The organism is Bacillus sp. SDLI1, assembly GCF_001553895.1.
Classification (GTDB): domain Bacteria; phylum Bacillota; class Bacilli; order Bacillales; family Bacillaceae; genus Bacillus; species Bacillus siamensis.
In genome coordinates, this window is sequence record NZ_CP013950.1 from 1,420,734 (window position 1) to 1,440,006 (window position 19,273).

Genomic DNA, 19,273 nt, shown 5'->3' on the forward strand with positions numbered 1-19,273 from the left:
AGGGAGAAAATCGATGGCGTTATTTTGTCATAAATGCATCCGGTCAAAACGGATGCAGGCGGGGGTCTTCAGCCTTACAGTGAAAGCGCTATTAAAATTAGAGATTGGCCGCCCGATACCGCTTACCTGGCATTCTCTGTCGGCTTGCCGCGGGGGGCTTTGTATGCAGGATGTACAACTTAAAGCGGACCCGTATCAAAAAGGCGGCCGAAACGCCGCCTTTTTTTCAGATTGTGCGGCTTTGAGACGCCGCCGTATTTCTTTTGGTCTGCTTCTTCGGCTGATACACTTTCCCGACAAACAGGTATCCGTATCTAAAATGGCTGCACCCCCAAGATACGAAAATGGGACCGAGCGTGCAGATCAAAAATAAAAGAAGGATGGCATCCGGCAAAGGCATTGACCGCAAATAGCCTTCCAGAAGATATCCGCTGATTAAAAAGTAGGAGTGCAGCAGATAGATTGAAAACGAATAGTTGCTGATCATCATCACAATCGCGGGCACTTTTTTGAGCTTTGAAAACAGATGAAAACACAGAAAGATCATACTGACCGCGTAAATCATAATATCCGGACGCTTAGAGGAAATGGAGCCGCCGCTGACATATGAAACCGCCACAATCAATATGGCCGATACGGCCGCACTGAAGTAAACCGCATAACGGTATTGATTGATGAGCGCTAAAAAACGCCGGTATTCCTTTCCGCAATAAAATGCCAGACAGAAATAAAACAGCCAGCCCGGAAACGGAACCCAAAAGAACGGAAAAATAGAATCAAGCCCCGATGAAGCAGGCGGACGAACGATTGAAAAATAGGCCAGATAGACGGCGTTGATGATAAACGAAACAGACAGCACCCACACGGGAGATGTGTTGCTCAGCCAGCGGTGCAGCAGCATATGGAGAATGTAAAATTGAAAGATCACAAGAATGAAGTACCCGATAAAGTTTCCTAAAAAGACGTTTTCTAAAAATTTACCGAACACTGAAACGAAACCGGCTCCCTCTTCTGCGACACTTTTCATTAAGATGGCATCCACCGCGGCGATAAACAGAAACGGCACGAAAATAACTTTTCCCCTTTTCTTTAAGAAACCTGCGGGGACGCCTTCCGGATAGGACCTGGCAAGCAGAAATTCCGAGATAAAGATAAACGCCGGCGTGCTGAACATCAGCAAGGTCCGGAATGCATCAACCGTATGGGCGGCGCTTGCTAAGGACTCTTCCTGAATCATCAGCACCATTGATACCACGTGCAGCAGAACGACACTTAAGCAGGACAGACAGCGGATCACGAAAATTTCTTTTATCTCCATGCGGCTGCTCCTTTTTCACAAGCGCGGCGGACTTTGGCGTATGCCTGGCGAAGCCGCTTTTCCCGCAGCTCGGGTGTGCTCGTTTTAACTGAGGGCATAAAGTTCCGTTCGGCTTTTTGAATGCCGCAACATTGCAGAATTCCTTTTTTCAGCGTAATCCAGTCCGCGTTTTTCCGGAACCACTTTAAGTGCCTGTTCGGGGAGTCCGCCGTATAAAACACCTGTGCCGTCTCTGCCCGCAGCAGGCCTTTTACACGGCCGTTTTCAAATGTGTAGGCTTCTCCGGCGACAAGCACTTTGTCAAAAAAGCCTTTCATAATCGCCGGAACGCCTCCCCACCACAGCGGGTAGATGAAAATGAGATGATCCGCTTCTTTCACCAGTTTCCGGTATCTCTTCGTTTCAGCGTCCCGGTTCATATCCGTCCGCTTTTTTTCATCTCCGGCCTTCAGCACGGGATCAAATTGATCGGCGTATAAGTCAATGACAGTATAGCTTTTGCCGCTGTCCTTCAAAGCCATGGCGACGTATTTTACGATAGCCGCATTGAAGCTGTTCTCATCCGGATCTGCATACACAATCACCGTCTTCATATGTCCCTCCCAGTATTTTTTAATTTTTACAATGATTATATCATGATGTCATATGAATAAGGCAAAGACATGATGAAAGGCGTTTCAAATCTGTATGCGGCTGAAATCAAAGTCCAATCCTGAAGTCTTTCTATGATCAGGATTGCCGCATCCGGCACTTCTGCGTTTTTTCGCAGCCGTGTGGTATACTAGCTGTCAAATGAATGGGCTTGGAGGACAACATGAGAATTTTAAAGTACGCGATTTTAGGGCTTTTAAGAAAAGGCGAATTGAGCGGATATGATATATCGAGCTATTTTAAAGAAGAGCTCGGCCAGTTCTGGAGCGCAAAGCACAGCCAGATTTATCCGGAATTGAAAAAACTGACGGCTGAGGGGTTTATTACGTTCCGCACTGCGATCCAAGGAACGAAGCTTGAGAAAAAAATGTACACGCTGACCGGCAACGGAGAACGGGAGCTTGCCGCCTGGCTGACGAAAAAAGATCCGATTCCGGAAACGGTGAAGGATGAATTTATGCTGAAGGCTTATTTCATCTCAGCTTTGACCCGGGAGGAAGCGGATGAGCTATTCACCGATCAGCTCGTAAAGCGGAAGGAGAAATTGTCCGACTTGGAAAACAGTTATCACGAACTGATGACATCGTCCGAGGATGCGGATTCGTTTTCGTCTCCGGATTTCGGCCATTATCTCGTGCTGACAAAAGCGCTTGAGCGGGAACGCAATTACATTTCCTGGCTTGAAGATATTTTGGCTCTCATCAAAAAAGCATAAACAAAAAAACGGGCGGCTCTGTATCTATAAGCCGCCTGTTTACGTACTGAGAACCGCCGTGATCAACGAATCAGCCATTAAAATAAGAAAAAGCAGGCTGAAATATACAATCGAATACAAAAACATCCCCTTCGACCATTGCGTGTCATCCGCCGCCTGAAAACCTTTGACGCTCCGGTACAGCCAGATGGCTCCGAGCAGAAGAGCGGACGCGGTATAAAGCGGGCTGACATCTATATAGAAAGGAACGAGCAGCGAAACCGCAGTCAGAACGGCGATGTAACGCAGCATTTTCATTTTTGTGACGCGGTTGCCTTTTACAATCGGCAAAAGCGGAATACCGGCGGCACGATACTCTTCCTTTCGCCTGATCCCGATCGCCCAAAAATGCGGCGGCTGCCACAAAAACATAATCGCATATAACAAAATCGCGGGCATATCAATACACCCGGCCAGCGCGCAATAACCGATTAAGGGCGGAGCGGCTCCCGGAAAGCTGCCGACAAATGTACTCCAGACGGATTGTCTTTTAAACCAAAGCGTATAAACGACGGCATACAGCAAAAACGCAAGCAGGCCAAGAACGGCAGTCAGTACATTAAGCGCAGCAAGCATGATGAATCCGCATGCGCCGAGACAGATGCCGTACAGGATCATGACCGGCGGCGGTATTTTCCCCGTGACGCTTGCGCGGGTGCGGGTTCGCGCCATCTTTGCATCCATGCCGCGGTCAAAGAAGTTATTAAAAACAGTGCTTGATGCCATGACAAGCGCCGTTCCGATCATGGCGATCGTCATAGCAGCAAATATACCGGGCCCTCCGCCCGTCCTTTCTGACTGAAGCCACGCGATCCAAAATCCGCCCAATGCGGCAAGTGAATTCGAGATGATAATCCCCGGTTTGGCAAGGATGATAAAGTCCTTGACCGTCACCCGGTTTTTATTATGCTTCATCGGCTGTTCCGTCTGTGCTGCATTAGAATTCATCAGTTCAGGTTCTCCTTTTTCGGCTTATCATATCAGGAAGAATAAGGAAGTTCAATTCATGCCGGTTACTTTTCACAAAATTGTAAATAGTATACGAAAAGCCGCATCTTCTGACCGAATGCGGCTTTCGGCTCTTGCCGGACGTACACAGTTTTCAATTCAGCGGAGGTTCTGAGCGCGGGCCGGCGATGGCGGGCTCCAGGCGCCATTTTTGCGCGTCACTGTGATTTTCGCTCTCTTTCGAGAACACTTTAGCAGAATAAAAAACCTTGCCGGCAGACGGCAAGGTTTCTTTCTTACAATGTAAATGCGATATCCGCCCCTGACACAGGGTCTTTGACGAATATGCCCGCTTGTTTTTCTTCAATCTCAAAGCCGGCATCGGTCAGCGCTTTTGTCACACGTGACAGCTCTTTTTGATGCGGAAGCACGATGGTGTAATAATCCAGTCCGCTTGCGTTTCCCGGTTTCGGCGGCGCATGTGTTCCGGCCCATATATTCAGGCCGATGTGATGGTGGTACCCTCCCGCTGAAACAAACAGGGCGGACATGGCGGCGTAATTGCCGACAATGTCAAAACCGAGGATATCGGTATAAAAAGCTTTAGCTTCCTGTAAATCCGTCACATGGAGATGGATGTGACCGATTACGGTTCCTTCCGGGAGACGGCTTTTCCGTTCAGCTCCGGCTTCTTTCAAAAGCCCGTCCACATCGACTGGCGCCGTTTGCATGACGTAATTGCCCTCTGCATCGCGCTGCCACGTGCTGCGGGGACGATCGGCGTATATTTCAATGCCGTTTCCGTCCGGATCAGACAGGTAAAGAGCCTCACTGACCGCGTGATCCCCCTGACCGAGCGCGATGCCGTTTTCAATCAGCCGGGCCAATGCGATGCCGAGTTCTTTCCGGTCAGGCAGAAGTATCGCGAAATGGTACAGGCCGGTGACAGACCGCTCCGGTAGAATGACGGCGCTTGGATTTTCTTCAAGCATCAGCAGGACGCGTTTTCCGTCTGCTGACAGTTCTGCGGAACGATCGGTTTGCGAGATGACTTGAAAGCCGATCACATTTTGGTAAAAGTCGAGCGACCGTTCCAAATTTTTGATGGTCAATTTGACATAACCGATTGCTGTATCTTGATGAATGCCGGTCATTTGAACGCCTTCTTTCTTATGCTGAAAAAGTTTCTCCCTTTTTTGATTTGAAAAGGAGCTGGTCCAATGAAAGCAGACGGCTTCCTGAAAGCGCTAAGTGAATAGATGCCGCCAGTAAGATGAAATCAAATTCCGAGCCGCCCATAAATGGGGAGGAAAGCTTCGCCGTAAAGATGGCGCCGACTAATGTAAGGGCAAACAGAACGCCGATTATGCGCGTCGCCAAGCCGAAAAAGATCAGAACCCCGCCGACAAGCTCAATCGTTGCGATGACATAGACCATAAACGCCGGAAGCCCGATGCTTTGGAAAAATTGTGTGGTGCCTTCTAATCCTTGGAACTTGGATAAACCGTGTACAAAAAAGATAATACCTGTTACAACCCTTAAAAGCAGTGTTCCTGTTTCGAATGATTTATTCATAAAATCCTCCTTGAAAATTATTATCACTTACTTTATGTAAGCTAGTATATATACATAACTTATTTACGTCAAGTAATTTCGTTACATTTCACGAAAATAACTGAAAAGTACTATTTATCCGCATAAAAAAAGACCTCCGCACTCTGTCGGAGGTCTTTGTCCCTATTTACGATATTTACGATTCCCGGAACTGGCTTTCATATAATTCTTGGTAAAAACCTTTCTGGCTGAGAAGTTCGGCATGGGTTCCTTTTTCAGCCATTTCGCCGTCTTTCAGCACAAGAATCTGGTCGGCTTTTTGAATCGTGTTCAGCCTGTGAGCAATAATGACGCTCGTTCTGCCTGCCATTAAACGGCCGAGCGCTTCTTGTATTTTCACTTCGGTCACTGTATCAATGTTGCTCGTCGCTTCATCCAAAATGAGCAGAATCGGGTCCGCGAGCACAGCTCTCGCGATGGAAATGAGCTGCTTTTGTCCTTGGCTGATGCCCGCGCCGTTTTGGGTAAGGACGGTATCATAGCCTTTCGGGAGCCGTTCGATGAATCCGTGGGCATTGGCGGCTTTTGCGGCTTCCTCCACCTCTTTGTCAGAAGCATCCAGCCGGCCGTAGCGGATGTTCTCCCTGATGGTGCCCTGGAAGAGAAATGAATCCTGCAGAACAAACCCCATGTTTTTTCTCAGACTGGATCTTGTCAGTTTTTTGATGTCCGTTCCGTCAATGAGAATTTTTCCTTCATTCGGCTCATAAAAACGGGCGATCAGGCTCGTAACGGTTGTTTTACCCGCTCCGGTCGGACCGACGAAGGCGATTGACTGCCCTTTCGGAACGCTGAAGGACAGATGTTTTAAGATCAGGCTGTCTTCCTGATAGCCGAAGGAGACATCGCGGAATTCGATGTCACCCGTTTTGATCGGCTGGTGCGCCGCATGCTCTTCATCTTCCCTCTCCTCTTTTTCATCAAGCACGTCAAACACCCGTTCAGCCCCGGCGATTGCCGATAACATCGTATTGAACTGATTGGCTAAATCATTCAAAGGGCGGGTGAACTGCCGCGAGTATTCGGCGAATACGACAATGGAACCGATCGAAATCCACCCTTTCAGCGCAAACAGCCCGCCGACCGCCGCTATAATCGTAAAGCTTAAATTGTTTAAAGAGTTCATTACTTTCGGAATGAATCCCGAAATTGTCTGCGCCCAAAACCCTGATGATTTTAACGCCGCGTTTTTTTCTAAAAATTGCTCCATGACGCGGTCTTCTCTGGAGTAGGCTTTAATGACCTTCGCTCCTGATACCGACTCTTCAATAAAACCGTTCAGCTCGCCGAGGTTTTTCTGCTGCTGCTTAAACAGGAGTCCCGTCCGGTTGGTGATCCATTTGATGCTTAAAAACATGATCGGAATGATCAAAAGCGTGATCAATGTTAAAAGCGGGCTCATGTACAGCATCACGGCGATTGTGCCTGCGAATGTAATGACGCTAGAGAGCACCTGAATGACGGATGTATTTAAAGTGGAGCTGACATTTTCAATATCATTGGTGACCCGGCTCATCAAGTCGCCGAGCCGCTGTTTATCAAAAAACGGAATCGGCAGCTCATGCAGATGGGTAAACAGCTCGCTCCGCATTTTAAACACGGTGCTTTGCGAGATATTGATCATCCAATAGTTTTGAAACCATAAGGACAATGATTGCACGAGGTAAATCCCAAACAGTATGAACAGCACACCCGCCAATCCGTCCGTCGTCCGTCCGACGATGAAATGATCAATCGCTTTCCCGATGACGAACGGTCCGAGGAGGCCGAATATGGCGCTTATGACTACCATGATAATCACAAGAGTCAATAGCCCTTTTTTCTCTGCTACATACGACCAGATTCTGCGCAGCGTGCCTTTTGCATCTTTTGCTTTCGCGCGTTTTCTGCCGCCTTCACTCGATTTGAGCGGTATTTTCGGATAACGGAAAGGTTTACGAATGTCTTTCTCCACTGTCAGCTCTCTCCTTTCCGAATTGGGATTCATAAATCTGCCGGTACAAATGAGACTCTGCCATCAGCTCTTGGTGCGTGCCTTTTGCCAGCAGTTCGCCGTCTTCAAGCAATAAGATGGTGTCAGCCTTCATTGCGGTCGTTATTTTTTGCGTGATAATCAGTGTCGTGCATTCATATGATCTGATCGCTTTTAAAAGCTTTGCTTCCGTCTGAAGATCCAGCGCGCTCATACTGTCGTCTAACAGCAGGAGGGACGGCTTTCTGATAAAAGCGCGCGCGATGGAAATGCGCTGCTTCTGCCCGCCTGACAAATTGACGCCCCGCTGTCCCAGCACCGTGTCGTATCCGTTTGACAGCTTCATAATCGTTTCATGGATTTGCGCGTCTTTGGCTGCTTCTATTACTTCATCTAGTGAAGCATCCTCCCGCCCCCAGGCGATATTTTCACGGATTGTGCCCGAAAACAGGAGCACTTCCTGCGGAACATAGCCGATTTCCCTGCGCAGCCCGTGAGCGGAGAATTCACCGATCGGTTTTCCGTCTATGAAAATACTGCCTGAATCAGCCGTGTACAGGCGCGGAATCAGCTGAAAGAGCGTTGATTTTCCTGAGCCTGTCGCGCCCATAATGGCAACCGTTTCTTTCGGGCTGGCAGAAAAGGAAACGTGATGCAGCGCGTCTTTTTCCATGTCCGGATAGCGGAAGGACACTTCGCGAAACTCAATTTCGCCTGCAAGCGCTTGTGCCGGGTCATGTCCCGTTCCCTCGCCGCCTTCTGTTTCCAGCACCTCGCCGATTCTTTCTCCGGAAGCCTTCGCCCGGGAAAATACCATAATGAGAAATGGCAGGACGGACAGCGCGCCTGTAATCCGCGTCGCATAGTTAATCACGGAAACGATATCTCCGACCTGCGCCCCTCCCTGGTCAATGCTTTTGGCGCCGAACCATAAGATAAACAAAATGCAGCTGTTCATCAGCAGCATTAAGATCGGCATCGCCGCTTCCACGAGACGAAAGGCGGATACTGTTTTTTCCATCAGCTTCGTATTCGATTTCAAAAAACGTTTCACTTCGTGGTTTGCACGGAGAAGCGCTTTAATCAGTTTGATCGCCGTCAGGTTTTCCTGCATGATCGTATTGACCTGGTCAAGCCGCTTTTGGACAGACCGAAACAGCGCGCCGCCTCTTTTCAGCACCCACAGCAAAAACAAAAGCAAAATCGGCACCGTGATCAGCAGAAAAAAACCGAGTTTCGCATTGACGGTCAGCGAGAGAATAATGCCGCCCGCGATCATTAACGGCGCCCGAAGCATAAACCGGAGACTCATGAAAAGCATATTTTGGACCTGCGTCACATCGTTTGTCAGCCGGGTGATAAACGATGTGGACGAGAATTGCGCAAACGTCGAATAGGAGAAGGACTGGATTTTTTGAAATAGCCCTTTTCGCGTATCATACGCATAGCTTTGGCTGATGTGGGCGGAGTAGAACGAATTTAATATGCCCGATGCAAATGAAACAACAGTCAGTCCGATCATCACGCCGCCCCACAGCCAGACCGTTCCGAGCTCCTGCTTTAAAATTCCTTCATCGATGATTTTCCCGATCAGCAGGGGCTGTATCAGCTCTACTGCAAGCTCGATGAGCATGAAAAACAGAGCGATTCCCGCCAACAGAGAATACGGTTTTACATATGATAAAGCCTTTGACATGTGTAAGCCTCCAAATTCTTTGTTCAGTATGTATGTATATTTATTTTATTTGTTTGTCTTAAATGAATAAAGGATTAACCCTTGAACCCGCACCTTTTATTATGTACTTTGTGAAGAAAAAACGGAAATCATTGAAGATCAAAATTGAAGGAATGAGGGATGCAGATATATGGAGGCTGTCTTATCTTTTCTTTTTACCAGCTCCTGAACCGGAGCCCTGATTTTAGAATGAATGAGCGGAGCCTTTAAAAAGGCGTCCGCTATTCAGGATGGTCATTTATGCTTTGTCATTTCATTTAACGAATAAAAACGAGAGCGACCCCGAATCCTTTATCGGCATCAAACTCTTTGATCACTTTCATGACCTGCCAGCGCTGGTTTGGAGCGTCGGATTTTGCTGCAATCCCGTTATGGGCATGAATAAAATCTCCCGCTTTCACAGTCTCATCGCATTTGACATATACCTGACCGATAAGCCCGACAATGTTCCACTCGTCTCTTTCTTGTCTTGAAGTGTAGTCTTCTTCAGGGCGAAAGTCCGGATTTTCTTTTGGCGCCATGACCGTATGGCCGTTCGCATCTTTCTGTTCTTCATAAACATAGCCGCCAAACTCATTCTTTACGTATCGGCCCGACCAGTGAAAACTCGACTCACCGAGAATCACTCCGGCAGTCTCGGAAATAACCCCAAGCATGAGATCACCCTTTTCAGCCGGTCTGATCTTATCACCTTCAAGTGTGACAAGTGTTCCCGTCGGAATTTTCTCCCCGCTCAGGCTCTCAAAATACTCGGCGTAGTCAGAGAATGTCGAGGAACCTGTTACGCCTCCGGAAGCCTTAATTGTTCCTTCTTTTGCGTGAAGCTCAATTTTTCTGTTGGCTGATGACGGAGTACTGCCGGCACCCCAGCCAAGTGCTACAGAATCTGAATTCGGGTTAATTGTATTGTACGAAGAAAGCACTGAAGATTGTGCCGCTCCGGCCGCTCTTCCCCGAACAGAACCAGCCACAAAATTATTGTTCCCTGTAGCATGAGATTCACGGGAGCCAATGACTCCGCTTCCTTTATGTTTAAATAAGAAATAAGGAGTGACTGCTCCTCCAATGTTAAAGTCAGTTTCATAACCTGAAAAATCACAATTGGATACATTAAGGTCTGGATCTGAGGAATAAATTCCAACTGTCCCGCTATTATTTTTTGGAGATCTCTGTCCCCAAACATTGCTAACAACAGACTCGTACATTCCGCTGCCGAATGCAACTCCTTTTTTTCCGGAGTCAATCAATGTGACACCATCCACCATCACTTTCCCTACTGAGTTATCCCCGCCGACAATATATAAGTCGTTGTCTGCAGTTTTAAATCCGCGGATGGTTATATTCTTTAGACTGATTAAGCGTCCTTTATAAAATACGCTGACTACCGAATTCCCCTTATAATCAATTGAACTGTCATCACAAATAGCATGGAAATTCACAACGCTCACACCATCATATCCGGAGATTTGCAACGCGTTTGGACCCGCCCCTTTGTATAGATCATTTGGTTTAGGGTTATATGAGATACAATTCGCGAGCTGCACATCATGTGCTGTCGCTGACTGAGGATCGCTTGCTGTGTGGTGACCGATATGGCGAATGCTATATCCAATGGCATTTTCGTATGCGCGACAATTAACAAGCTGTACTCTCTTCGCAGCCGGTGCATAACCGTGTGCTTTAATTTCAAAGCCTCGGACTCCTCCAATTGAGATACAACTATCAATCATTACGTCTTGAGAGCCGTCATCAATTTCAAAACAATTCGTGTTAGAAGTTCCGTCGTTTAGCCCCATTGGATGGTAAGAGAGGCAATGACTGAAAGTCGTGTGTTTCCCAAAATGACAAGTAAAGTTATCATCGCCGGACCCTGTTGCTTCACAATGAGAGAACGTTACAAAGTTACAGCCGTTGGGCTGATAATAAGTGGGGTCGTCCATTTCTCCATGTCTGTTATAGTTCGGGCTTGTAGAATCAAAGCCATGCAGGCCGGCGTTCTTCGCAAACACATGCTCGACAAAAGAATAGTCAACATTCGCAAAAAGCAAACAGCTTGAAGTAGGGCCCTTCGGAATCTTCCAGCCGGCAGGACGCGTATCCTTGTTCCAGTCCAGCGTAAGATGGCCGACGTAAATATTTTCATTACCGTTCGTATAATCACTGTTGGTCAGAACAGAATGGCCGACCGGTGTTTCGTCTAATAATTTAATGACCGTTCTTTTCTTGCCTGCTCCGACAAGCATTGTATTTGACGGAACAAACAATCCGGATGTTCTGAATACACCCGCAGGAACCGTTACGACATAACCTCCGTCGGCCATAGCATCATGAAATGCCTGCGTATCATCTGTTACTCCGTCACCTTTAGCTCCAAAATCCATAACGTTTCGCTCTGTCACATGTTCAAATCTGTTTTCATACATTTTAAGTCTTTCATTTAAATTTTCATAAGTTGACGTGCCATCGCTAAGGGCAGCACCGATTTTGCTGTCAATCGCTTCAAAGTTTTGAGCAATGCTTTCAACTTCAATCCCCTCAGTTTTATCGGGTTTGTACAGTCCTAAAAACGTCGTATAGTTTGTCATGATCTTGCCCTCCCATTTTTTAATTGCTATTTGAAATATCGCAGGAGTCATTCCGTTTTTGCATCTCCCACTTTCACTCCTGCATGTACAGGTGGCAAAGGTATGACAAATTCATACATTTTTTCAAAACATAAAAAGAGCGCCGGATTAACAAGCGCTCTTCCCATTCTGCACATAGTCTGCTGCAGTATTTTAACCGTTCAATATTTTCTCGACACGCTCCCGTATTTGCGGAACGCTTAATCCGACAATGACCTGAAGCGCCTTGCCTTTTCTGACGACGCCGTGGGCTCCCAGCTCTCTGAAATCGGCATCACTTTTAACCTTTGATTCATCAGCGACAGTGACACGGAGACGGGTGGCGCAATTGGTGACCTCTGTAATATTGTCCTTTCCGCCCAGCGCTTCAATATACAAAGCAGCTGTATCCCGCTGTGTTTCGTCTGCCGCCGCTGTTTCTTTTGAAGCCTGCTTCCGTTCTCTGTACTCCTTTTTCGAATAAAGCTTTGTTTCCTGTCCTTCCTCTTTCTCTCTGCCCGGGGTGGCGATGTTGAATTTGAGAATGAGGAAGCGGAAGACGAAAAAGTAAATGGCGGTAAAGCACAAGCCGATGATGATCTGGTATACATACGTCAAACCGTGGCTTGGCGCCAGCGGAATCCAGTTCAAGGTCGCCGCTTCAATCAAACCGCCGCCCATATTTCCGACAACGCCGGCCATATACATGACGGTCGCCATGGAAGCGGCAAGCAAAGCATGAACCGCAAATAAAAACGGCGAGATAAAAAGGAATGTAAATTCAATCGGCTCCGTAATACCGGCGACAATGGACGTCAAAGCGACCGGGATCAAAAGGCCGGCAACGATTTTTTTCTTTTCCTTTGAAGCCGTAGCGTAAAAGGCGAGCGCGATTCCCGGAATGCCGAAGATTTTCGAGTTGCCGTGAAGCGCGAAGCCCCCCTGCGGGAACAATTCTTTCAGCGGTTTGACGCTTTGGGAGTATTCTCCGAGATGCTGGGCCCAATAGGTGACGATACCGCCTTCAGCTACAGCCGGCCCGTAAACAAACGGTGAGTAAATAAAATGATGCAGACCCGTCGGAATTAAAATCCGCTCCAGGAACGTGTAAATCCACACGCCGACCGCCCCGGAAGAAACGAGAAAGCTTTGCAGCGATCCGATTCCGGACTGAACCATCGGCCATACGTAGGCCACCGCAAGTGAAATCGGTATCATAATGAAAAAAGAAATAATGACGATGTACGAAGATCCTTGGAAAATCCCCAGGAAATCCGGCAGTTTTTTATCAAAATACCGATTGTGCAAGTAAACGACAATAGATGAAATAAAGATGGCGCCGATAATATTCGTATCAAGCGTTTTGATGCCGGCGATCATCGTCAGCCCGCTCGTTCCGCCGGCTTCCTGGTTCATATCGACATGAAAAGCCCCGCCCCAAACCGTCAGAATCGCATTGATAAAGTAATTGAATGTAAGATAAACTGTAAGCGCTTCCAAACAAGCCCGCGCCTGCGCTTTTTTCGCTAAAGCGACAGGGATGCCGATCGCAAACAGGAGCGGCATTTGATTAAAGACGGTCCAGCCGCCTTGTTCAATGACGTACCAGCATTGATACCAAAGCCCGTCTGGATCAGCCAGCGGCCCCATCAGCGTTTTATTTTTAAAGAGCGTACTCAGACCGACAATAATACCGGAAAATGCAAATAACAAAACAGGCACAAACATCGCGCTGCCGAAGCGCTGGACTTTTTGCATCATTTCACGTGACCCCCCGCTATTTATCAAAATTTTCAAGCTCTTTATAATCAACATATGCACGGAATAACGCTTCGCCCACCAGAAAAAACGGGGCAAATGCGACAATTTCCGTTTTATCGCTTAACGTCACCGGCTTGCTGGTCGCATAAAGATTATACGGCGTCGTCTGCGCCAGTACGTTGTTTTTCAGATTGGTGATTGAAATGAACGGAACTCCCTTTGCGGACAAGGTCCTTGCCTGCGGAATTAATTCGGGTGTTTCCCCGGATAAAGAAATAATGATGAATACGTCATCAACCGTAAAATCATCACACATGATATCAAACTCTGTGATGTCCTGTATTAAAATCAAATACTTCCGCCGGGATACAAACATCCGCTGCAGCTCGCGGGCGCACACCCTTTGAGCCGTGCCCGATCCGTAAACGAAAATCCGTTTTGCTTCATCTATCAGCCGGCACATCTCCGTCATATCTTTTGACTTTACGTATTTTACGTTGGCTTCAATATCATCCAGCAGCTTTTCAAATGTCATATTCTCGCCTTCTTCAGGCTGATCCTCCCATTTCAGAAAAACCCGGAATTCACTGTAGCCGCTGAAGCCGAGCTTTTGGGCGAGCCGCAGGATCGAAGACCGAGAGACATTGCAGGCTTTTGCCATGTCATTGATACCGAGATGGTAGCACGTATGCTTATTGTTCAATATATATTTTAAAATATAAAAATCGTTGTCATTTAATTTCGCGTAATGCTGATTCACCAGTTCTTCAAGACTCATCCCAAAATCCCCCCGTTTTCTTTCTATTATATAGAATAACAGATGAAGAAAACGGGGAAGATTGTCATCAGGAAATATGAGACGGACTTACATCAAGCTCAGGCCAGTAATCCTTATTGGCCTCCATCAGATCTTCAAGAATCAGTCTTGCCACACGGGCATTCGGCACTGTTTTTGACAGGATCAGCGCCTGCCACAGCTTTTGAAATGACCGCTCTTCCCATGCTTCAGCCGTCAGTTTTTCGACAGATACCTGCTGTTCCATCAGGCCTTTTTGAAATTGCGGAATATTCCCGACGGAGAGCGGTTCAGGTCCGTTTGAACCTACGAGACAAGGAATCTCAACCATGGCTGATGGATCAAAATTTGCGATCGCGCCGTTATTTTCAACGATTAACAGCATTCTCTCCCCGGTATTGTAAGCGATGGCCCGGGCAAGATCGACGATATAGGAAGCATGATCGTCAATTGTAATTTCACTGTTTTCCGATGACTGCTCGCGCGTAATCATATCACATTGGCTGAAAATGAAAGCTTCGCGCCCTTCCATGACTTCGTTGGCTCTCGTATGATTCGGATTTGATTTTTTCACCATATCATCCGGGAATAAGTAATATTGCAGATATGTGTTCGGAAGTGTATCCGGATCGGCCGCCTGAACGTCGCGCGCCTTTTTGAAGGTGTCATTCCAGCTTGCTTCGGTCTGTTCGGCCTCCGTCTTCGGAACGTAGCCGTATTCACGGACATGCTCTTTCAGCTTCGGCATTAAATCATTGCCCTCTCGATCAGTGATGGACGTCCACCAGCCAAAGTGGTTCAAGCCGTAATAACGGACCTTCATTTCTTTTCTTGACGATAATCCGAGGATGTTCGCCATGCGATCCTCAATTCCGACCGGCATGTCGCAGATGTTCAATATTTTTGAATTCGGTCTGAGGCGCCGTGTCGCTTCGGCCACAATCGCCGCAGGATTGGAGTAATTCAGCATCCATGCGTCAGGCGAGTACGTTTCCATATAATCAAGGATTTCCAGAACGCCGCCGATAGACCGCATGCCGTATGCAATTCCGCCCGGCCCGCATGTTTCCTGCCCGACGACACCGTACTTCAGCGGGATTTGTTCATCCAGCGCGCGCATCGCATATTTCCCGACGCGGATATGCGCCATGACGAAATCAACATCCGTAAAAGCCGTCTCCGGGTCATCAGTTGCCAAAAATTCAATGTCCGGCGCTTTTTCTTTTATGAATACCTCACACGCACCCGCAATCCGCTCCTGCCTTTCTTTATCATTGTCATAAAGTTTCAGCTTTCTGATCGGAAACTCTTCCAGGTGATTCAAAAGCATTAATACAATTCCGGGGGTAAATGTGCTGCCGCCGCCTGCAATAACGATTGAGAATGATTTGTCTGTCATGTGAAGCCCTCCTCTGATAACGTTTACATTTTATTTATATCATGAGAACGGCTTCTCTGTACCGGGTTTGTGGGAGTTAGAACATTTAATCATTTTTAGTTATTTTTCTCAAAAAGCGGGAAAATTCTCACAGGAACAAAAAAGGCCTGCTGTGATCAGCAGACCTGTGTCTCAAAAATGCTCTTGTAAATCAGAAAGCTGCACTTCCTGCTCAAATTGAGGATTTCCGATCGGAAAAATCCTGGCTGTTTCCTTGTCCTCGTTGACATGCTGAATATAAATCGGGACGCCTTCATATGTCACATACGCCATGGCAGCGGATTCAGCAATGTCTTTCGCACGCTGTGTGTTCACGTCTCAAACCTCCTTTAGGCCTCACACATAACGTGTCCGGCAGCCAAGAGAAGTATGCTTGTTTCTTACAATTGTCCGGCGGTGAGTTTGAATTTTTTGAGGCGTTTGTAAAACGTGCTCCGCGGAATTCCCGCCATTTTGGCGGCCAGCGTGACATTTCCCTTTGCCGATTCAAGCGCGTTTACGATGATGTTTTTCTGAATGTGCTCTCGGAAGGAAACAGGAGGCGCTTCTTCTTGGCTAAAAGACTGAAACTCTTCTGTGAGGCCTGACGCTTCAAGCAGAGATGGGAGAGGGCGCCCTGACAGTCTTCCGTCCGGGAACATGACGGACAGACGTTCAAACACATTAAACAATTCTCTGATATTTCCCGGCCATTTGCGGTTCTTTAAGATGTCTAAAAAATCATCAGGAAGCTCTCCCGGCCAGCCGCGGTTCCGCTGAAATTCAAAGAAGAGGCCGGGAATGTCTTCGGTGCGTTCTCTTAATGGCGGGAGATGAATCGGACAGACGTGAAGCCGGTAAAATAAATCCTCTCTCAGCTTTTTGCTTTCGACAAGCTGTTTCAGATCAGTTTGGGCGGCGGTGATGATTCTGATGTCAACGGGAATTTCTTTCGTCCCGCCGATCGGAGTGACCTTCCGTTCCTGCAGCACCCGTAACAGAGCGACCTGCATGGTGTGTGATATTTCTCCGATTTCATCGAGGAAAAGCGTGCCTTTATCAGCTTTTTGCAATGCGCCGATCTGTCCTTTCCGTTTGGCTCCGGTGAAGGCGCCTTCCGTGTAGCCGAATAGTTCGCTTTCAATCAGCTTCTCGGGGACCGCTCCGCAGTTCACTGCGATAAACGGGCCGTTTTTTCGGGAGCTGTTGTCATGAATCGCCCGGGCGGCAACCTCCTTTCCGGTACCGGTTTCTCCGGTCAGACAGACGGTTGCGTCCGTTCGGGCGACAAGCTCCAGCTGCTGCAGCATATGTCGGGATGACGGGCTTTCGCCTGCCGCGCCATGAAATATAAAAGACGGCTTTTCTTCTCGTTTGGTTACATAAAAGCATGTGAAGCCGTTCTCCTCCCGTTTCGCCTGCTTCATCTGAAAGCCCTGTTCCTCAAGCTCGCGCAGCGTATGCCCGGTAAAATGCTGAACGGGTCGGCTTGCCGCGATAATCCGATTGATCTCATTGCAAAGCACGATCGGTTCATGAGACTTGGTGAGTTCCTCAAATTTTCCGATCATATCAAGTTCTGTCATCTTCATCTTTAAGGCGAGCTCCCGTTCCGCCGTATAAGCGATGGAGGAAGCAATTCCGAGCATAAATGGCTGAGCGCGGGCGGCAGGGCAGGAAATATCAATGACACCGGCCAGCCGCCCGTCTTCATAACGGATCGGAGCGGCGGAACAGCTCCACTGATGGGAAGCGAGCGAATAATGTTCAGAGCCGTGTATCATGACCGGCTCATTCGTATAAAGGGCCGTCCCGATCGCATTCGTGCCGACCGCCGTTTCCGTCCAGCAGGCGCCTTTTAAGAAATTGATGCGGTTTGCTTCATGAATGGTGCGCGGGTGGCCGTTAACTGAATGGACAACGCCGTCGGCATCAATCAGGAGAACCATCATTTCCATTTCCCGCATCGCCGTCTTCATTTTTTCTGCGTGCGGCGACGAGGCCGCCAAAAATAACGCATGCTTCTCGGCCTGCCTTTCTAAATGATCTGCCGGCATTACCTTCGGCCCCTTTTCCAGATAAGGGTTGACGTCGGCGTTTTTGCAGCGGTGCCATGAGGCTGCGATCCGCTTCTGAATACGGGATTCATCAAGCACGCCTTCTTTCACAAAGCGCTTCCAGGTGTTAAAATCATTCCGAATGACATTCATCGTATCCGCTCCCCCCTGTTCAGACCATCTTTTCATATATTGTAGGGGAAAAGTAAAGCGCTTTCAATAAAAAATACCCCTTCTCAGTCTGAGAAAGGGTATCCCGGCTACACGGAATGCACCGCAAGTCCGGTGACATTCAGCAGAGCTTCCTGAAGTGTTTCTGAAAGAGTCGGATGCGCGGCGATCAAGTGCTCTGACATATCCGCCGTCATTTCACCGTTCATCAGCATGACCGCCTGGCCGATCAATTCTGTTACGTCCGGCCCGATCATTGACACGCCGACGATTTCTCCGAATTCCGGTTCGGCAATGATTTTCATTTTGCCGCCGTGCTGATGTTTAATTAACGCTTTTCCGTTAGCGGAAAATGAGCATTCTCCGATTTTCACGTCTCCGTATTTCTCTCTCGCCTGCGTTTCCGTCAGTCCGACAGCGGCCATTTCCGGCGATGTATAAATGCAGCGGGGCACCGCCCGCATATCGACTTTACTATCTTTTCCCGTGGCATGCGAAGCGGCGGTGATGCCTTCATGAATAGCGGCATGCGCCAGCTGCATTCCTCCGGCCGCGTCGCCGCATGCATATATATGCGGCACATTTGTCTGCATATGGTCATTGACTTCAATGCCGCGCGGAGAATACCGGATGCCTGCCTGCTCCATGTTCAGCTTTTGCAAACGCGGTTTTCTGCCGATTGCAACCAGAATGTGATCAGCATTGGCCTCAATTTCTTTGCCGTCTTGTGTCCACACGGCGGTTTTCCTTTCTCTGTCAATCCGCTGGAGGGCGGCTTTCGTCTGAATATCAACCCCGCTTTCTCTTAAAGAGTCTTCAAAAGCGGCCGCGATTTCTCCGTCTTCTGCCGGGAGCAGCCTGTCAGCCGATTCAATCACCGTTACTTTCGTTTTAAACCGGCTGAATAAAGATGCAAACTCACAGCCGATTACACCTCCTCCGACAATGAGAAGAGAAGAAGGAATGTGCTGCAAAGAAAGCGCATCTTTGCTGTCGATCACCCAATTGCCGTCAAAAGGGGCAAACGGCAGCTCCGCCGGTTCAGATCCGGATGCAATCAATATCCGGTCCGCTTCCAGAATGTCTTTTGCGCCTTCTTCTTCTTCAATCAGCAGCGTCTGATCTGTGAGAAATGAAGCAGTTCCGCAGATGACTTTAATCTGATTTGCTTTCATTAAGTATTGAATTCCCTGCACGAGCTGGCTGACGATTTGCCGTTTGCGCCCCTGCATGCGGGCCCAATTGAGTGTAATGTTTTGCGGGAGTTCGATGCCGAATGTATCTGCGTGCCTGATTTTATCAAGCACATTTGCGCTTTCCAAAAGCGACTTTGTCGGGATGCACCCTTCATTGAGACACGTGCCCCCGAGCGGTCCTTTGTCTATCAGAACGACTTCTGCTCCCCTCCGCGCGGCAGTCACGGCAGCTGCATATCCGGCCGGCCCGCCGCCGATAATGGCTAGTTTCATTTCTTCA

The 19,273-nt window shown here is 48.2% G+C and carries 15 protein-coding genes; 1 reads left to right on the plus strand and 14 read right to left on the minus strand.

All coding sequences use genetic code 11. The features are described 5' to 3' along the window. Window positions 1–226: 226 nt before the first annotated feature. Both AUL54_RS06645 and AUL54_RS06650 read right to left on the minus strand, forming a co-directional pair. Entirely contained in the window at window positions 227–1,318 is a 1,092-nt protein-coding gene (locus AUL54_RS06645) for an acyltransferase family protein (protein ID WP_060963305.1), read from the minus strand. Continuing rightward, window positions 1,309–1,911 (minus strand): NAD(P)H-dependent oxidoreductase, encoded by a 603-nt coding sequence (locus AUL54_RS06650; RefSeq protein WP_060963306.1) that lies wholly within the window; start codon window positions 1,909–1,911, stop codon window positions 1,309–1,311. Before AUL54_RS06650 ends, AUL54_RS06645 begins: the two co-directional genes overlap by 10 nt. 221 nt (window positions 1,912–2,132) lie before the next feature. Here AUL54_RS06650 and AUL54_RS06655 point away from each other — a divergent pair, with 221 nt between their 5' ends. After that, a complete protein-coding gene (locus tag AUL54_RS06655; protein WP_016936735.1) occupies window positions 2,133–2,684 on the plus strand; it encodes a PadR family transcriptional regulator in 552 nt (183 codons plus the stop codon). Between the two features lie 39 nt (window positions 2,685–2,723). On the opposite strand, the gene cyoE is transcribed toward AUL54_RS06655, so the two are convergent. The 12 genes from cyoE to lpdA all read right to left on the minus strand — a co-directional run bounded on the left by cyoE (window position 2,724) and on the right by lpdA (window position 19,266). Next, window positions 2,724–3,671: a heme o synthase gene (cyoE, locus tag AUL54_RS06660; RefSeq protein WP_060963307.1), complete on the minus strand. Its 948-nt coding sequence runs from the start codon at window positions 3,669–3,671 to the stop codon at window positions 2,724–2,726. Between the two features lie 296 nt (window positions 3,672–3,967). Further along, window positions 3,968–4,825: a catechol 2,3-dioxygenase gene (locus AUL54_RS06665; protein ID WP_060963308.1), complete on the minus strand. Its 858-nt coding sequence runs from the start codon at window positions 4,823–4,825 to the stop codon at window positions 3,968–3,970. Window positions 4,826–4,841: 16 nt separating this feature from the next. Next, window positions 4,842–5,246 (minus strand): DoxX family oxidoreductase CatD, encoded by a 405-nt coding sequence (locus AUL54_RS06670; protein WP_060963309.1) that lies wholly within the window; start codon window positions 5,244–5,246, stop codon window positions 4,842–4,844. A gap of 175 nt (window positions 5,247–5,421) precedes the next feature. Next, window positions 5,422–7,239 (minus strand): ABC transporter ATP-binding protein, encoded by a 1,818-nt coding sequence (locus AUL54_RS06675; RefSeq protein ID WP_060963310.1) that lies wholly within the window; start codon window positions 7,237–7,239, stop codon window positions 5,422–5,424. Beyond that, window positions 7,220–8,953, minus strand: coding sequence for an ABC transporter ATP-binding protein (locus AUL54_RS06680; RefSeq protein ID WP_060963311.1), 1,734 nt, complete (start codon window positions 8,951–8,953; stop codon window positions 7,220–7,222). Before AUL54_RS06680 ends, AUL54_RS06675 begins: the two co-directional genes overlap by 20 nt. Before the next feature lie 296 nt (window positions 8,954–9,249). Further along, window positions 9,250–11,577: a peptidase G2 autoproteolytic cleavage domain-containing protein gene (locus AUL54_RS06685; protein WP_060965067.1), complete on the minus strand. Its 2,328-nt coding sequence runs from the start codon at window positions 11,575–11,577 to the stop codon at window positions 9,250–9,252. Between the two features lie 192 nt (window positions 11,578–11,769). Then, complete coding sequence (locus AUL54_RS06690; RefSeq protein ID WP_060963312.1) at window positions 11,770–13,356, minus strand: alpha-glucoside-specific PTS transporter subunit IIBC; 1,587 nt, start codon at window positions 13,354–13,356, stop codon at window positions 11,770–11,772. 16 nt (window positions 13,357–13,372) lie between these two features. Then, window positions 13,373–14,134, minus strand: coding sequence for a MurR/RpiR family transcriptional regulator (locus AUL54_RS06695; protein ID WP_016936741.1), 762 nt, complete (start codon window positions 14,132–14,134; stop codon window positions 13,373–13,375). A gap of 67 nt (window positions 14,135–14,201) precedes the next feature. After that, on the minus strand, window positions 14,202–15,551 hold the full coding sequence (glvA, locus tag AUL54_RS06700; protein WP_060963313.1) for a maltose-6'-phosphate glucosidase: 1,350 nt from the start codon (window positions 15,549–15,551) through the stop codon (window positions 14,202–14,204). Window positions 15,552–15,722: 171 nt separating this feature from the next. After that, on the minus strand, window positions 15,723–15,905 hold the full coding sequence (locus tag AUL54_RS06705; protein WP_016936743.1) for a small acid-soluble spore protein H: 183 nt from the start codon (window positions 15,903–15,905) through the stop codon (window positions 15,723–15,725). 65 nt (window positions 15,906–15,970) lie between these two features. After that, complete coding sequence (locus AUL54_RS06710; RefSeq protein WP_060963314.1) at window positions 15,971–17,779, minus strand: sigma-54-dependent Fis family transcriptional regulator; 1,809 nt, start codon at window positions 17,777–17,779, stop codon at window positions 15,971–15,973. Window positions 17,780–17,886: 107 nt separating this feature from the next. Beyond that, entirely contained in the window at window positions 17,887–19,266 is a 1,380-nt protein-coding gene (gene lpdA, locus AUL54_RS06715) for a dihydrolipoyl dehydrogenase (RefSeq protein WP_060963315.1), read from the minus strand. Window positions 19,267–19,273 lie beyond the last annotated feature (7 nt).

Bases quoted from the DNA above. Each gene is read 5' to 3' on its own strand.
- lpdA (WP_060963315.1), bottom strand. From the start codon at position 19,266: ATGAAACTAGCCATTATCGGCGGCGGGCCGGCCGGATATGCAGCTGCC.
- AUL54_RS06650 (WP_060963306.1), bottom strand. From the start codon at position 1,911: ATGAAGACGGTGATTGTGTATGCAGATCCGGATGAGAACAGCTTCAAT.
- AUL54_RS06695 (WP_016936741.1), bottom strand. From the start codon at position 14,134: ATGAGTCTTGAAGAACTGGTGAATCAGCATTACGCGAAATTAAATGAC.
- AUL54_RS06655 (WP_016936735.1), top strand. From the start codon at position 2,133: ATGAGAATTTTAAAGTACGCGATTTTAGGGCTTTTAAGAAAAGGCGAA.
- AUL54_RS06690 (WP_060963312.1), bottom strand. From the start codon at position 13,356: ATGATGCAAAAAGTCCAGCGCTTCGGCAGCGCGATGTTTGTGCCTGTT.
- AUL54_RS06670 (WP_060963309.1), bottom strand. From the start codon at position 5,246: ATGAATAAATCATTCGAAACAGGAACACTGCTTTTAAGGGTTGTAACA.
- glvA (WP_060963313.1), bottom strand. From the start codon at position 15,551: ATGACAGACAAATCATTCTCAATCGTTATTGCAGGCGGCGGCAGCACA.
- cyoE (WP_060963307.1), bottom strand. From the start codon at position 3,671: ATGAATTCTAATGCAGCACAGACGGAACAGCCGATGAAGCATAATAAA.
- AUL54_RS06710 (WP_060963314.1), bottom strand. From the start codon at position 17,779: ATGAATGTCATTCGGAATGATTTTAACACCTGGAAGCGCTTTGTGAAA.
- AUL54_RS06680 (WP_060963311.1), bottom strand. From the start codon at position 8,953: ATGTCAAAGGCTTTATCATATGTAAAACCGTATTCTCTGTTGGCGGGA.
- AUL54_RS06665 (WP_060963308.1), bottom strand. From the start codon at position 4,825: ATGACCGGCATTCATCAAGATACAGCAATCGGTTATGTCAAATTGACC.
- AUL54_RS06685 (WP_060965067.1), bottom strand. From the start codon at position 11,577: ATGACAAACTATACGACGTTTTTAGGACTGTACAAACCCGATAAAACT.
- AUL54_RS06645 (WP_060963305.1), bottom strand. From the start codon at position 1,318: ATGGAGATAAAAGAAATTTTCGTGATCCGCTGTCTGTCCTGCTTAAGT.